The 12,898-nt window shown below is 52.4% G+C and carries 15 protein-coding genes and 3 pseudogenes; 9 read left to right on the top strand and 9 right to left on the bottom strand.

The genetic code is table 11. The features are described from left to right. Nucleotides 1-33 precede the first annotated feature (33 nt). The 4 genes and pseudogenes from tnpA to RMR16_RS25140 all read left to right on the top strand — a co-directional run bounded on the left by tnpA (nucleotide 34) and on the right by RMR16_RS25140 (nucleotide 954). Nucleotides 34-456 (top strand): IS66-like element accessory protein TnpA, encoded by a 423-nt coding sequence (gene tnpA, locus RMR16_RS25155; protein WP_320200701.1) that lies wholly within the window; start codon nucleotides 34-36, stop codon nucleotides 454-456. Continuing rightward, a pseudogene (gene tnpB / locus RMR16_RS25150) lies at nucleotides 437-550 on the top strand (IS66 family insertion sequence element accessory protein TnpB); the annotation flags it as partial. The gene tnpA and the pseudogene tnpB, both read left to right, overlap by 20 nt. Nucleotides 551-609: 59 nt before the next feature. Continuing rightward, nucleotides 610-855, top strand: a pseudogene (locus RMR16_RS25145) (IS66 family transposase zinc-finger binding domain-containing protein); the annotation flags it as partial. Between the two features lie 12 nt (nucleotides 856-867). Beyond that, nucleotides 868-954, top strand: a complete 87-nt coding sequence (locus RMR16_RS25140; protein WP_432355562.1) for a hypothetical protein — start codon at nucleotides 868-870, stop codon at nucleotides 952-954. Nucleotides 955-1,001: 47 nt separating this feature from the next. On the opposite strand, the gene RMR16_RS25135 is transcribed toward RMR16_RS25140, so the two are convergent. From RMR16_RS25135 to RMR16_RS25125, 3 genes and pseudogenes are all read right to left on the bottom strand, one after another. After that, a complete protein-coding gene (locus RMR16_RS25135) occupies nucleotides 1,002-1,331 on the bottom strand; it encodes a hypothetical protein (RefSeq protein ID WP_320200700.1) in 330 nt (109 codons plus the stop codon). Between the two features lie 466 nt (nucleotides 1,332-1,797). Further along, complete coding sequence (locus tag RMR16_RS25130; protein WP_320200699.1) at nucleotides 1,798-2,283, bottom strand: hypothetical protein; 486 nt, start codon at nucleotides 2,281-2,283, stop codon at nucleotides 1,798-1,800. Then, nucleotides 2,270-3,046, bottom strand: a pseudogene (locus tag RMR16_RS25125) (RHS repeat-associated core domain-containing protein); the annotation flags it as partial. The gene RMR16_RS25130 and the pseudogene RMR16_RS25125, both read right to left, overlap by 14 nt. A 251-nt stretch (nucleotides 3,047-3,297) precedes the next feature. Between RMR16_RS25125 and RMR16_RS25120 the strand changes: the two are divergent. Beyond that, a complete protein-coding gene (locus RMR16_RS25120) occupies nucleotides 3,298-3,576 on the top strand; it encodes a PAAR-like domain-containing protein (RefSeq protein ID WP_320200697.1) in 279 nt (92 codons plus the stop codon). A 71-nt stretch (nucleotides 3,577-3,647) separates the two neighbouring features. Here the strand turns inward: RMR16_RS25120 and RMR16_RS25115 are convergent, their stop codons facing one another. From RMR16_RS25115 to RMR16_RS25090, 6 genes are all read right to left on the bottom strand, one after another. Beyond that, nucleotides 3,648-4,127, bottom strand: a complete 480-nt coding sequence (locus RMR16_RS25115) for a GNAT family N-acetyltransferase (RefSeq protein ID WP_320200696.1) — start codon at nucleotides 4,125-4,127, stop codon at nucleotides 3,648-3,650. Nucleotides 4,128-4,230: 103 nt separating this feature from the next. After that, a complete protein-coding gene (locus RMR16_RS25110; protein ID WP_432355446.1) occupies nucleotides 4,231-4,989 on the bottom strand; it encodes an amino acid ABC transporter ATP-binding protein in 759 nt (252 codons plus the stop codon). Next, nucleotides 4,986-5,639: an amino acid ABC transporter permease gene (locus RMR16_RS25105; protein WP_320200695.1), complete on the bottom strand. Its 654-nt coding sequence runs from the start codon at nucleotides 5,637-5,639 to the stop codon at nucleotides 4,986-4,988. The genes RMR16_RS25110 and RMR16_RS25105 overlap by 4 nt, the downstream gene beginning before the upstream one ends. A gap of 7 nt (nucleotides 5,640-5,646) precedes the next feature. Continuing rightward, complete coding sequence (locus RMR16_RS25100) at nucleotides 5,647-6,294, bottom strand: amino acid ABC transporter permease (RefSeq protein ID WP_413786018.1); 648 nt, start codon at nucleotides 6,292-6,294, stop codon at nucleotides 5,647-5,649. Nucleotides 6,295-6,359: 65 nt separating this feature from the next. After that, complete coding sequence (locus tag RMR16_RS25095; protein WP_320200694.1) at nucleotides 6,360-7,133, bottom strand: ABC transporter substrate-binding protein; 774 nt, start codon at nucleotides 7,131-7,133, stop codon at nucleotides 6,360-6,362. Nucleotides 7,134-7,465: 332 nt separating this feature from the next. Next, a complete protein-coding gene (locus RMR16_RS25090; protein ID WP_432355442.1) occupies nucleotides 7,466-8,392 on the bottom strand; it encodes a LysR family transcriptional regulator in 927 nt (308 codons plus the stop codon). A 168-nt stretch (nucleotides 8,393-8,560) separates the two neighbouring features. On the opposite strand from RMR16_RS25090, the gene RMR16_RS25085 reads away from it, so the two are divergent. The 4 genes from RMR16_RS25085 (at nucleotide 8,561) to RMR16_RS25070 (ending at nucleotide 12,528) form a co-directional block, all read left to right on the top strand. Continuing rightward, on the top strand, nucleotides 8,561-9,658 hold the full coding sequence (locus RMR16_RS25085) for a class II histone deacetylase (protein ID WP_320200692.1): 1,098 nt from the start codon (nucleotides 8,561-8,563) through the stop codon (nucleotides 9,656-9,658). Nucleotides 9,659-9,811: 153 nt separating this feature from the next. Next, the gene (locus RMR16_RS25080) at nucleotides 9,812-11,029 is read left to right on the top strand and encodes a pyridoxal-phosphate-dependent aminotransferase family protein (RefSeq protein ID WP_320200691.1); all 1,218 of its coding nucleotides are present in this window, start codon (nucleotides 9,812-9,814) and stop codon (nucleotides 11,027-11,029) included. A gap of 138 nt (nucleotides 11,030-11,167) precedes the next feature. Next, nucleotides 11,168-12,010, top strand: a complete 843-nt coding sequence (locus tag RMR16_RS25075; RefSeq protein WP_320200690.1) for a fumarylacetoacetate hydrolase family protein — start codon at nucleotides 11,168-11,170, stop codon at nucleotides 12,008-12,010. A 107-nt stretch (nucleotides 12,011-12,117) separates the two neighbouring features. Next, nucleotides 12,118-12,528, top strand: a complete 411-nt coding sequence (locus tag RMR16_RS25070; protein WP_320200689.1) for a hypothetical protein — start codon at nucleotides 12,118-12,120, stop codon at nucleotides 12,526-12,528. Nucleotides 12,529-12,898: the final 370 nt, after the last annotated feature.

Raw genomic sequence — 12,898 nt, 5'->3', positions numbered from 1 at the left:
GAGGTGTCCACTAAAATAGGTGGACACCAAATCATGGATGAAGATGCTCCTAAACTGCAGGTGCGGCTTGTTGGTCGCGACGGCCGCCGTCGATATGACCTTGCTTCGCGTGATCGGCTCGTCGCAGCGTGTTTAGAACCTGGCGTTTCGGTCTCTCGACTTGCGCGGGAACACGGCGTGAATGCCAATCTCGTTCGCAAGTGGATAAAGAAGGCAATGGAGGAGCGTCCTCTGCTTTCGGTCTCGGCATTCGTTCCGGTTCAGATTGCTCCAGATATGCCTCCGACTTCTGGCGGCGATTTACTGACGAAGAGCGTGCCGTTGGGCAAGCCGTGTCAGGCGTCCAAGGTGAGTGCGCTCCTGCCAAACGGGATCAGCCTGACCGTTGAGTATGACGATGAGAATGGGTTGGCCGCAATCATAGGAGCGTTGGGTCATGTTCAGACTGGGCGCTGATCTGAAGGTCTACCTGCATCGGGAGCCGATCGACTTCAGGGCTGGCATCAACAGCCTTGCGGTCCTGGTCCAGGAGACGATGGCGCTGGACCCGTTTGCCCCTGCGGTGTTTGCCTTCTGCAATCGTCGGCGTGACCGGGTGACCGTAACGACGGCCTCGTCATCGATCTTCCGGATACAGGTCTGCCGGGGGTCGATAGCGCGGCGGGAAAGAAGCGTGGCCGCAGACCCTTGCCGGAAGACCTGCCGCGCGAGCGCGTCGAATACGATCTACCCGACGATCAAAAGACTTGCCCTTGCTGCGACAGTCAAATGCATCGCATGGGCGAGGCCGTTACCGAGCAGCTCCATATCGAGGTCAAAGCAAAGGTCCTGCAGAATGTTCGGTTCAAGTACGCCTGGCTGCGCCACGTGCTCACTGAGTTGCCTCAGCGCGAAAAAGCCGACGACATCGGCGACCTGCTGCCGTTCAACTTCTCCAAGACCTCCGCTGCCTGACAGACCCGGATATCGCTTCGCAAAAGTGGCTGGTTTAGAGATGCAGCCTACGTCAATGTGCATAGAAAATCGCGCTTACCGAAAACCACCGTGGGCCAGGCGGGCACCCGGTCGCGCACGCCGGTGAACCAGCCCACGATGGTGCTGGCGGGATCGTGCTGGCCCTGGTCCATCGCGCCGTAGCGGTTGGACATGTCGGTGCCGTGTTCCTTGATGGTGCCCAGCGGGATCTGGATGGCCTGGCTGTTGTTGCGGTGCCAGGCGGTGCCCTGCTTGCCACTGGTCTTGAGCTTGACGGGCGTGGCCGGATCGAACGTCCAGCCATTGGCCACCTGCGTGATCGCGCCTTCGCCGCCGCTGAAGATGTGCGTGCCCATGGACTGGAAGGTGGAGGGAAATGAAAAGGTGGTGGTAGGGAAAACAGCAGAAAGGCGGGTGAGGGTGTTTTAAGGCCGTTGCCTTAGTGGAATATGCCTTGAATGCTATCGATCTAGGAGCGAAAGCAGATTGACGGAATCACGCACACCGAAGAAAAGGGTGGAAAAGACCGGATGCCCTAGTGCTGATTGGCTTGGTTGCTATTGAATAAATAGCAGATGACGATGCCGTGACGTGTCGCATTTGCAATGCTCAAGGAACCTCTCAAAACCCCACCTCCGGTCGATTGATTTTCTATATAAATCAACGAGTTATGGTGTGAAAAAAATGGAATTTTTTGGAGGGGTGAGAGGTTTCCTGCTGCGTATTCAAGTCGCTGGAATATGCGCTGATTATATTGATGCACTACTCAAATTAGGAATTCGAGAGGTTCCCTTATGGGGAGTACTCTAGTTACATAATAATTCAGATTATATTTCTTACTATTATTGAGTGCTCTTCTGTTGAAATTGTCGATCCCCATCCGCTCCCCTTTGGTAGCAAATCTAAAGTGGTCGCATCAATTATGTTCTTCTCTGCAAGATCCGTGACACTCAATAATTTTAAGAGAAAAAATAGAGATTCTCTGTGATCGCTTGTGTAAAGGGAGCAAAGTCCAATTTCTGTTGAGTAATCAATCGCTTGGCTTGCAATACCGTTTAGTTTTTTATCTATTCCTTTGAAATCCTCGGGAACTGGATCGCCTCTGCCATTAATTGGCAGAGTTGCTCCCATGTTTTCCCATTCTAGTAAATTGTCTTTGATTAAAATTGATAACTGATGAAGGACTAAAATTTCAATGTCTTTATTGATATTGCCTTGTTTGCTGAAGAAGTGGTGAACAATTAGCCCCCCCAATGCTTGCATTGAGCGGATGGTTAAGGATTTTAAAAATTTTTCATTCAATAACATATTTTACTCCAAAGGCTTTTAGTAGTTCGCTGCACACATCGCAGGGGCATTTAGGTTTTCCATGCTTGCCACTGACACTTCCTTTGCCTCTAACATCTACCACTGTAATTACTGCGCCTTCAAGACTACGCCCTTTATTTCTTGCTCTTGCAATTGCATTAACTTCGGCGCACTCTCCGCTATAAGGATTCTGAGGTATATTCTTTAATTTATTCGACACTTCATCATTTGCTTGACCGCCTTGATTTCTCCCGGCTGTTATAGTGCCGTCTTTATGGCGAATCACTGCGACTGTATTTGGTCTTGATGATGCGGGAAGATTTTGAGCTCTATTGGCAAGGCTCCCGGCAGTTGCTGCTAGGCCTAGCGGATCAATCCATGCGGATGGATTATTGGAATAAATAAAGAGATTCTCGCCACCATTTAATCCAATAGGGTCTTGGCTAGCAAACCTTCCAATAGTCGGGTCGTAATACCGGAAGCGGTTGTAATGCAGCCCGGTTTCCTCATCGAACTGCTGCCCCTGAAATCGGAAGGGCTGCTCAATGGGCGGCGGCACGAATGAACGGCCGCTGGCACTATCGCCCTCATGCCGTCTTGGCCCATGTCCGATACGGCGCCGGTCGGGCGCGTCATCGGTCCCCGTCCTCGCCACCGCTCGCAGCGTGGCTTCTCCCCACACCTTGTAATCCGCCGCCCAGGCAATGCGCCCTTGGGCATCCGTCAACTCCAGCGGCGCGCCGATCTGGTCGCACTGATACCAGTAGGTGTGCCGGTTTTCTTCGGTGCCTTGGATGCTGGCCAGCGGCACAAAGCTGGCTGACTCATACACGAACAGGCTTTCCCTGCCGCCCCGTTGGCTGTGCACCATCAAATCCCCATCCCACAGGAAATGCGTAGTCCCGAAAGAGTCCGCCTTGGACAAGGATATTGCTCGTTTCGACGGCAAGCGGTGGGAGCGGATCGACCATCCGGACAATCCACCCATTCGGTAATCGAACAATTCTCAGTACCATGGCCAATGAAACCGCGACCGCCAAAGACGCACGGTTCGTGCTGGTGAACCTGGTGCCGGACGTGTGTCTGACACCCAGCAAGAAGGGCTATCCCGTTCCCTATGTGATTACCCACCAGATGGACCAGAGCGAGCAGTGTTCGCCCAATGTCTTCTTTCGTGGCAAGCCTGCCTATCTACATAATGAGAGTTATGTGGACAATGTGCGTGGAGATGGGCCAGGTGGAGGTAAAGGTGTCGTCAGTGATACCCATATGCAAAATCAGCCACAACATTGACAAGAACGCCAGCGTCTAGTCGCCACTCCTGCCTCGGTCCTGAAGAGCAACCGATGATGCGCACGTGGCGTTCATCCTGTCGCCAACGCCGCCAAGGCATTTCCTGCGAGTCGGTACCGAACCCACTCCTGCTGCCGCTCGGCGCCGATCGCCTCGTAGGCGAGAATTGCCGGCTTGTTCCAGTCTTGGACCGACCACTCGAAACGTCCGCATCCTTCTTCGACGGCTATCTGAGCCAACCGCCTTAGCAAGGCCTTGCCAGCTCCAACGCCCCTCGCAGCGGGTGCTACATATAGGTCCTCTAAGTATAGACCTTTGCGGGCCTGCCACGTAGAGAAATTATAGAACCAGATTGCCATACCGATGGGATTGGTACCCTGCTCGCAAATGAGTGCTCGGGTCACAGATCCTAAGCCAAAAATTGCATCTTCGAGGCTTTCTAAAGTGGCTGTGACTTCACGCTCCGCCCGCTCGTAGGCCGCTAGTTGCTCAATGAAATGGAGCAATGTTGCAGTATCCTCACGTCGAGCTACGCGTATATTGAGTTCCATCTGTACACCTTTCAGTTAGAATGAAGCGAAATGCAACAAACTTGCAGACTGACTGCAGGATGCTGAAAACGGTCGCTAGAGTTCTTTAGCTCAAGCAGATCGGTCAGCCGTTGAGATACTTTCGCAGGAAGCTGCGAGTGCGTTCATGTTTCGGCGCGCTGAATAATTGATTTGGAGAACCGTCTTCCACAACTATCCCGCCGTCCATGAACAAAACCCTATCGGCCACTTCGGCCGCGAACTTCATCTCATGCGTGACGATGAGCATCGTCATATGCTCGGCAGCCAGCTGTTTCATAACCATGTTTACTTCGTCAACAAGTTCTGGATCCAGTGCGGACGTTGCTTCGTCAAAGAGCATGACTTTAGGCCGCATGGCCAGAGCACGAGCGATTGCCACGCGCTGCTTTTGACCGCCGGAGAGCTGAGAGGGATAGCAATCACTTTTTGTCTGGAGCCCGACCTTGGCAAGCAAATCAAGCCCCAGCATCCGTGCTTGGTTTTCGCTCAAGCCCTTCAAAATACGCGGTGCGATCGTGACGTTTTTCAGAACTGTCATGTGTGGAAATAGGTTGAAATGCTGAAAGACCATTCCCATTTCTTGCCGCAAGGAATTCAGATGCCTTTCGAAAGCCCGGCCTGGCATTGGCTGGTTGACCAATCTGCCGTCCAGCCAGATTTTGCCATCGTTGACGGTTTCCAACATATTGAGGGATCTAAGCAGTGTGCTTTTTCCCGAACCTGAAGGGCCAATCAGAGCAATGATCTGTCCTTTGCGGACCGTCAGATCAATACCCTTAAGCACCTCAAGTGCACCAAAAGATTTTCTTATCCCTTGCACATCGAGCATGATCTCCGTCATCGTTGAAGCTCCAACTTACGTTCCAGCTGACGGAGGGTGAGCTCCAGAACCATATTGAGGGCGTAGTAAATAGCCCCCACCGCGAAATAGAATTCAAAGGGTTTGTATGTGGCGCTAATCCCTTGTTGAGCGGCATGAACCAGTTCGGTTATCCCAAGTATCGATACGAGGGATACGTCTTTGATCATTGCGAGAAGATTATTGGCGACTTGATTGAGCGAGTCTCGCAGCGCTTGTGGCACAATGACGTAGAGCAGCGTTTCAAACTTGCTAAAACCAAGTGATCGGGCGCCCTCCGTCTGCCCTTTGTCGATGGTCAGAATGGCTGTTTTGAAGACATCAGCATTGTATGCCGCAAAATGCAAACCGATCCCGATTATCCCTGTCCAAATGGCCGGGATACGAACACCGATCTGGCTCAGGCCGTAGTAGATAAGGAACAGTTGAAGCAGAAGGGGTGTGCCCATTAACGGCCAGTGTAAGGCCCTGACAGCAAGCCGCAGGCTTGTTGGCCCATAAAGGATACCGACCGCGAAGAAAACACCCGCGACGACCGAGATGATCGCGGAAGTAAGGAATATGCTGATCGTGACAAGTGCGCCATGCGCTAATTCTGGTAGATAGTCAGACAAGACGGCTAGTTCGAACATCGGGGCCTCAATTGAGTGAGAGACGCTGGTCAAGCTTTTCAACAGACCACGAAATCAAAAAAACGATGAGCATGTACATAGAGGCCGCAAGGGCAAAGACCTCGAAAGGCTTAAACGTGGATCCAATGAAGCGCTGAGATGTATATGTTAATTCAACAACGGATATTGCTGATACGATCGATGTCGTCTTCACGAGCATTATTGCATTGACGCCGATCGATCTTATCATTAGTCGGGCGCCTTGCGGTATCAACACGTACCACATCGTCTGGGATCGACTGAAGCCGATGGAGCGGGCCGCTTCGTTTTGACCGCGATCCACCGCAAGGATCGCCCCCCGCATCGCTTCCGACATATAGGCACCAAGGTTCAGGCTCAGCCCAGTCACGGCCGCAAGGAAGGGACTGAGGTCAGCACCAATCTGTGCGGCTCCGAAATAGATGATGAAGAGCTGCACGAGGCAGGGCGTACCCCGAAATATACTGACATATGTCCGTGCGGCCAATCGCAGAGTGATTGATGTCGATAGTCGACACATGGTCGCGATCGACCCAATCATAAGCGATATGAAGAAGGAGAGGGTAGCTAGCCCCACCGTAACGCACGCAGCATCTATGAAGTAGGGCGCTATTCGCCCCATGAGCATGTAGTCCATCGGTCACCTGCAATCGGGTATCGGGGCGAATGGCTTTTCGGCGATAGAAGGAAAAGAAGGGAGACTTAGCGGATATCCTCACCGATCCATTTCATAGAAATCTTCGCGTAGGTCCCGTCCGCCATCATATCATCTAGCGCCTTTTGAATGGCTTTGGATAGCGCAGGATTACCCTTTCGAATTGCGATTCCGATCTCGTCGGGAACCCCACTGTTGGCTACTTTGACTTCGTGAAGAGGCAGCTTTCGCTCTTTGATCACAACAACAGGAGCAATTCTGTCGGTGACGAAAGCGTCAATGCGTCCGGCATTGATTTCGAGTAGCAACTCGGGAAGGCCCTTGTAGGTCGTGATAGAGACGCCTTTCAGGGATTTTACCCACTCCGCGCCTGTCTCGCCGAGAATGACACCGACCAGCTTGCCCTTAAGGTCGTCAGGGTTTTGAATGGCAGAGCCCTCCGGCACGAATATTCCTGGTCCGGCGTGATAATAGGGGCCGACAAAATCGATCGTTTTCTTTCGTTCGGCGGTTATAGACATCGAACCGACGATCGCGTCAAACTTCCCCGCAAGAAGACCGGCGATAATGCCATCCCATGCCGTCGTGACGATTTCAACCTGTACACCTATGCGCTTTGCTATCTCTGAGCCGATCTCGACGTCAAAGCCGACGACCTCGTTGTGTTCATTGACAAAGCCAAATGGCGGATATTGCCCACTCATAGCGACACGCAGTTGGCCCGACTGTTTGATCGTATCGAGATCCTCCGCATGGAGGGTGGTTGCCGCAAGCACGAACGTTAGCAGCGAGAAGGCAATTTTACGAAGAAAAATGTCCATATATTTCACTCCCGGTTGATTAGTGAAACTTGCATGGTCAACGTTGCCGTTACGGGCGAGGCTTGCTCACTTGAGTTGATCGGCTCGCTCACTCTGCACTACGTGCCAAACGGTTCTCATTATTGGTCCCCTCCCTATTTAGCAGCGAGTGGCACCACATCACGAACCATTAGCGATATAAAATGTAAAATTTATGCAAGATGCTCTAAAATATGTACTTGCGCCACATTTCCCGTGCTCGCGTGGACGCGGAGATGTCGAGCCATCTCACTGGCGGAACGCCAACCTGTTTTGATGAATGGCAATAGATCGATAGGACCAAAATTGCGCGATCAAAAGCGTGGCCGCGGATAAAGTAAATCAGAAGAATGTTCCGGCAGCGAAACGGCGAATCCAGCCGGTCCGAGACCTTCAAAATATTCGTAAAGCGTGAGGATGAAGTCTCTCACGTGACGCGGCTTTCGATTGCCGTATGGGTCCGCGACAAGCAATGTCGGCTGTTGAAGCTTGTCTGAAATCGGCACCCTGCGGATGTCGGGTGTATCAGGGCTCGCCTTTGTTGGACGTATATTCAGGATCGACGTGCCATGCCCATGCGCCACTGAGGATCTTACGGTTTCATAGGATCGGGTCCTGAGCGCAATTTGTGGTCGCGTCGCGATGAGATCGAACAGTGCCAGCAGATAGGCTCGTGTTTCCGGAAGATCCAGTAAGACAAATGGCTTCTTTGCGATTTCCTTCATAGAGATTGAGCCGATCTCTACAAAAGGATCGTTCCAATGTAGCAATGCATGGGCAGGGAATTTACAGATCGGGGTGATCTCGCTCCCGAATTCTTCGCCAATGTCATAAGTAATTATCATGTCCACCTCGCTGGCTGAGAGCCAACTGCGAAGTTCAACCTGATCTCCTTCCTTTAAAATGATTTCTGTATGCCCATGTTCTTCGATGTATTGCTTGAGCACGGGGGGAATGATCAAGGCACCAAAAGGAGAAAAGCATCCAATCCGGATAACATCGGTCTCCTTTTCTGCAAACCCGTTGATTGACCGTTCGAATTCTTCACCGGCCGCGAGAAACCGTTGAGCTGAAATCATAAATTTTCGGCCTGCCGGGGTCAGTGTCATGCCGTGGCCTTTGCGCCGATGAAAAAGGCGAGTGGAGGCCGTGTCCTCCGCGACATCGATCGCCGCAAGAACCGAAGACTGCGAAATGGACAATACCTTGCACGCGGCTGCGATGCTTTCTTCGCGCGCCACAGCGCGAAGGTATTCTATTTGCCGATATGTCAAGCGCAAAAGGTTTGTCCATTCTATAGATGTTTATGCCCATAATATGCATTTTATAGCATAGCGCTGCGTACCTATGCTGGCAAGATATTACAACAGGTTGGCGGTCGGGCGACCGGCTCATGAGGAACGCATCCGATGGAACAGACTGCATTCATTTGGGACGAGAAGTGTTTCTGGCATTTCGGTGGCAATTATGCTTTGCTTGCGCCCGTCGGTGGACTTGTGCAGCCCTTGGTTGCGGGCGGTCTGCCCGAGGCGCCTGAGACGAAGCGACGCTTGAAAAATCTCATGGATGTGAGTGGTCTTTCAACGGAACTGCACATGAAAGGAGGCTCGCCCGCCACAAGGGAAGATTTGCTTCGTGTCCACCCTATTGGTTATCTGGAAGAGTTCAAACGCCTTTCAGACGCAGGCGGAGGCGAACTGGGACTACGGACGCCGTTCGGTCCAGGAGCATATGATATTGCAGCTTTGTCGGCGGGGCTTGTGATGGAGGCTGTCACAGGCGTTCTGACGGGCAAATTCAGGAACGCTTACGCATTGTCGCGCCCGCCCGGGCACCATTGCCTCCCCGATTGGCCGAACGGGTTTTGTCTCCTTGCGAATATCCCTATTGCCGTTGAAGCCGCTATCTCGGCCAAACTGGTGGAGCGGGTCGCAATTATCGACTGGGATGTTCACCACGGGAACGGAACGGAAGCGATCTATTACGATCGAGCGGATGTCCTGACGATCTCGGTTCATCAGGATCGGTGCTATCCGCACGATACAGGCTTCATCGAAGCTCGGGGTATCAATCAGGGCTTCGATGCAAACATGAACATACCCCTTCCTCCGGGGTGCGGGCATAACACATATCTCGAGGTCATGGATCGGCTGATCATCCCGAAGCTGAAACGTTTCTCGCCGGATCTCGTGATCGTTGCGAGTGGATATGATGCGTCAGGATTTGATCCGTTGTCGCGCATGATGTGCTCCGTAGAAACATATCGGCAACTCACCGAGCGCTTGATGGATTTCACAGGTGAGCGGCTTGTTGCTGCGCACGAAGGAGGCTACTCGGAACTCTATGTGCCATTCTGCGCCCATGCAATGATACAGACCATGGCGAAATCAGGCATCAATGCTGGTGACCCTCTGCTTGCGAGGATCAACGCCCAGCAACCAGACGTACGGATGGAGAAATTCTATTCCAGCATCATAACGGATATGGTGGATCTGCTGTTACCCTAACGCTGGCCTCAAATCTTCTTACGTTGCCGGGAAAGTCCATCAGATGAATTCCCAGGTACAAATTATATATTTTATGTATGTGATTTTTTGAGGCAGCCTATCTCCTGGATACCGCGCAAGCGGGTGTTAATTTGTAGCGCGGGGTAAATCAGCATGTTGCTCAACCAGGGACGAACCATACTTTCAATTCCCGGACCGTCAGTAATTCCTGATCGGGTCCTGTTAGCTGCGCACCGGGCCTCCCCCAACATATACGAAGGAGAGCTCGTCGATCTAGTCGACGGCATTCATCAGGACTTGAAGCATCTCGCGCAAACGACCGGCGATGTGGCGATTTATCCAACCAACGGGCATGGTGCATGGGAAGCCGCCTTGAGAAATACATTGGTTCCCGGCGACAAGATTGTCGTGATGGCCAACGGCTTTTTTGCAAAGAGATGGGGTGCCATTGCCGAAGCTGTTGGTTTGGAGGTGCTTTACATCACCCAGAGTATGGACGAGTGGGCCGATCCGCAGCGTCTTGCAGACGTCCTCTCCGAAGAAAAAAATAGATCCGTTAAGGCGGTCTTGATTGTTCATGCCGAGACATCGTCATCGGTGTGCAACGACGTTGCTGCGTTGCGCGCGGCGATTGACCGTTCCGGGCACGACGCGCTTTTCATGGTCGATTGCATCGCATCTCTGGGCTGCGACCGGTTCGAGATGGATAAGTGGAAAGTCGATGTCGCAATCTCGGCTTCCCAGAAAGGCCTGATGACGCCGATCGGCCTTTCTTTCGTGTTCTTCAACGGCAAAGCCTACGCATCGGGAAGGCGCGCTAATCCTGGACCTTTTTGGAACTGGGAGAAACGAGCGAGGTCCGACGGTTTTTACGACAGATTTCACGGGACGGCGTCGGCCCACCACCTTTTCTCTCTTCGGGAAGCACTGAACATGATCGTGCGCGAGGAAGGGATTGAAGCGGTGTGGAGGCGGCATAAAGTACTCGCCGAGGCGGTTTGGGCCGCGCTGGACGCATGGTCCGAAGGCGGAGATCTCCGTATGAATGTGTCCAACCCAGCCAGGCGTGCCACCGGCGTAACAACAGTGAACACGGCACCAGGTGTAGGCGCCAAGATACGTCGTTGGTGTGAAGCGGAGGCTGGCGTTACTCTTGGCAACTCTCTCGGCTTTCCAGCGGAGGAAGTGGGTGATCACTTTCGCATAGGCCATATGGGCCATCTAAATCTGCATATGATTCTGGGCGTACTAAGCTGCATGGAAGCGGCGATGGTTGCTCAAGGCATATCGCACGGGGACGGTGCCATCAATGCTGCTGCAAACGCTGTTGCCGACAATCTTCGCGCATTAAACACGATCCCTGTCTGCTGAACTCTGGGCTGACGGGCATATCGATGGCGCTGAAGCATTCATTCTTCAAGCCTTAGCAACCGGCCCCCCTATGGCGATTCCACGCATTCTTGCGAAGTAACTTCTTCTTGAAAAACATCCTAAATTTGGAACAAGAGCATGAAATATGTGTCGTTTGAATACTCTGACGGTGGCCGATCCTATGGCACCGTTGAAGGTGACTGCATCCTCGATGCAGGAACGCGATTGATGGAAAAATATCCGGAACTTCGCAGCGTGTTATCGGCTGGAGTTCTTCCTGAACTGAAGGGTGTCGGACCGGCATTGGATTTCAGCAGTGTAAAACTACTCCCCCCGATTCCGAGCCCAGATAAGATCCTCTGCATTGGCCTCAATTACCTCGACCACATTGAGGAGGTGGGAGCCGCGACACCCAAATATCCATCTGTATTCACCCGCTATCCCTCTTCCCTCGTTGGACACGGTACGCCGCTGGTCAGACCAGCGGCGAGTAAGGACTTTGATTTCGAAGGAGAGCTTGCCGTAGTTATCGGCAAGAAGGGGCGCCACATATCGAAAGCTGACGCTTTTGATCACGTTGCCGGCTACACCTGTTTCAATGACGCATCGCTTCGCGACTTCCAGGTGCACACAACTCAGTTCTGGCCCGGTAAGAACTTTCAATGCTCAGGTTCAATGGGGCCATGGCTCGTAACTTGCGACGAAGTCGGCAGCATCACCACTCAGATTTTGACAACGCGCATAAGTGGAAATGTCGAGCAAAGCGCGAGGATAGACAGCCTGACTTTCGGCATTGACGCTCTGATCGCTTACGTCTCCTCAGTTATCGAGCTGCTCCCTGGAGACGTTATCGCGACTGGTACACCGGGAGGCGTAGGCGGCTTCCGAAATCCCCCGCTGCATCTCGTTCCTGGCATGGAGGTCGAAATCGAGATAACGGGTGTGGGAACGTTAACAAACGGCATCGTCGATGAAATCTGATTGGGTGGCGATGTCGCTTTGTGTGGCAAATAATTGGCTTCGGTCTAAGAGGACAGCGAGGTCTCCACACGAAAACGGAATGACATTCACATGCGAGGTAGAAAATCTTGGGACAAGCATTAAGTCGCATTGAGGTTCTCGTCAGTGACTTGCCCGCTGCGATTTCTATAATGCAAGGCAAGTTTGCGTTCCTGGCCTCTGCGGTCGACGTGACGAAACAGGACGGGTTCCATGTGGAGTTCGTCACTGTTTCCAAAGGGTCAGATAGGCTCACACTTGTAAGACCAATTGCGGGTATTCTCAAACGGTTGCTTGACGAGAAAGGTGAAGGGACGACCTACAAACTAACATACGAAACCACAGGCCCAGAGAGTGTTGATGTCGAGGTCCTGAATGTTGGTGCATGGAGTTACGATATGCGCCATGATTTGTCCGTGGTCAGCGAGTCGCTGCGGGACGTGATTACAAAATTTTCTTCCGATTTGACAAACAGAAACCGAGCCCTGAGCAATTCCTGAATTGTATCGCCGTGCAATCAAATCTCGAACTCCAGTTGCTTGCCAATCACTGGAATGGTTTTTCGATTTTTACTGCCGTGTTGAGACGAAACCGATCAATCGAGAGGACTTCGTGTGGTCCATCTAGCGTGGCGGTGCCCGTGGCGATGAAAGCTGCTATTGCGGCAAAGCACAGATTGAAGCCGATGTCCGGAAAGCATATCCCAATTACGGAATGATAATCGCTCTATGAATGGAGCGGGTAAGCCATCCCAAAGTGATGCGAAGGCTCATCTGGAGGACGGCGGACAAAGTGATAGTGAACGTACACCCACCTGCTTCAAAAGCTCTCCTTCACTCTCCACGATACGGCGGTGAAAGTCAGGCAAAA

This window comes from Agrobacterium sp. rho-13.3 (assembly GCF_033957765.2).
Classification (GTDB): Bacteria; Pseudomonadota; Alphaproteobacteria; order Rhizobiales; family Rhizobiaceae; genus Agrobacterium.
The sequence above is the reverse complement of the archived record's forward strand: the minus strand, read 5'-3'. Positions and strand labels throughout refer to the sequence as shown.

What these genes read in the sequence shown, in the direction of transcription:
- RMR16_RS25105 (WP_320200695.1), bottom strand. Translation starts at nt 5,639, where the DNA reads ATGTTCGAACTAGCCGTCTTGTCTGACTATCTACCAGAATTAGCGCAT.
- RMR16_RS25100 (WP_413786018.1), bottom strand. Translation starts at nt 6,294, where the DNA reads ATGGACTACATGCTCATGGGGCGAATAGCGCCCTACTTCATAGATGCT.
- RMR16_RS25075 (WP_320200690.1), top strand. Translation starts at nt 11,168, where the DNA reads ATGAAATATGTGTCGTTTGAATACTCTGACGGTGGCCGATCCTATGGC.
- RMR16_RS25135 (WP_320200700.1), bottom strand. Translation starts at nt 1,331, where the DNA reads ATGGGCACGCACATCTTCAGCGGCGGCGAAGGCGCGATCACGCAGGTG.
- RMR16_RS25085 (WP_320200692.1), top strand. Translation starts at nt 8,561, where the DNA reads ATGGAACAGACTGCATTCATTTGGGACGAGAAGTGTTTCTGGCATTTC.
- RMR16_RS25080 (WP_320200691.1), top strand. Translation starts at nt 9,812, where the DNA reads ATGTTGCTCAACCAGGGACGAACCATACTTTCAATTCCCGGACCGTCA.
- RMR16_RS25130 (WP_320200699.1), bottom strand. Translation starts at nt 2,283, where the DNA reads ATGTTATTGAATGAAAAATTTTTAAAATCCTTAACCATCCGCTCAATG.
- tnpA (WP_320200701.1), top strand. Translation starts at nt 34, where the DNA reads ATGGATGAAGATGCTCCTAAACTGCAGGTGCGGCTTGTTGGTCGCGAC.
- RMR16_RS25095 (WP_320200694.1), bottom strand. Translation starts at nt 7,133, where the DNA reads ATGGACATTTTTCTTCGTAAAATTGCCTTCTCGCTGCTAACGTTCGTG.
- RMR16_RS25120 (WP_320200697.1), top strand. Translation starts at nt 3,298, where the DNA reads ATGGCCAATGAAACCGCGACCGCCAAAGACGCACGGTTCGTGCTGGTG.
- RMR16_RS25115 (WP_320200696.1), bottom strand. Translation starts at nt 4,127, where the DNA reads ATGGAACTCAATATACGCGTAGCTCGACGTGAGGATACTGCAACATTG.
- RMR16_RS25110 (WP_432355446.1), bottom strand. Translation starts at nt 4,989, where the DNA reads ATGACGGAGATCATGCTCGATGTGCAAGGGATAAGAAAATCTTTTGGT.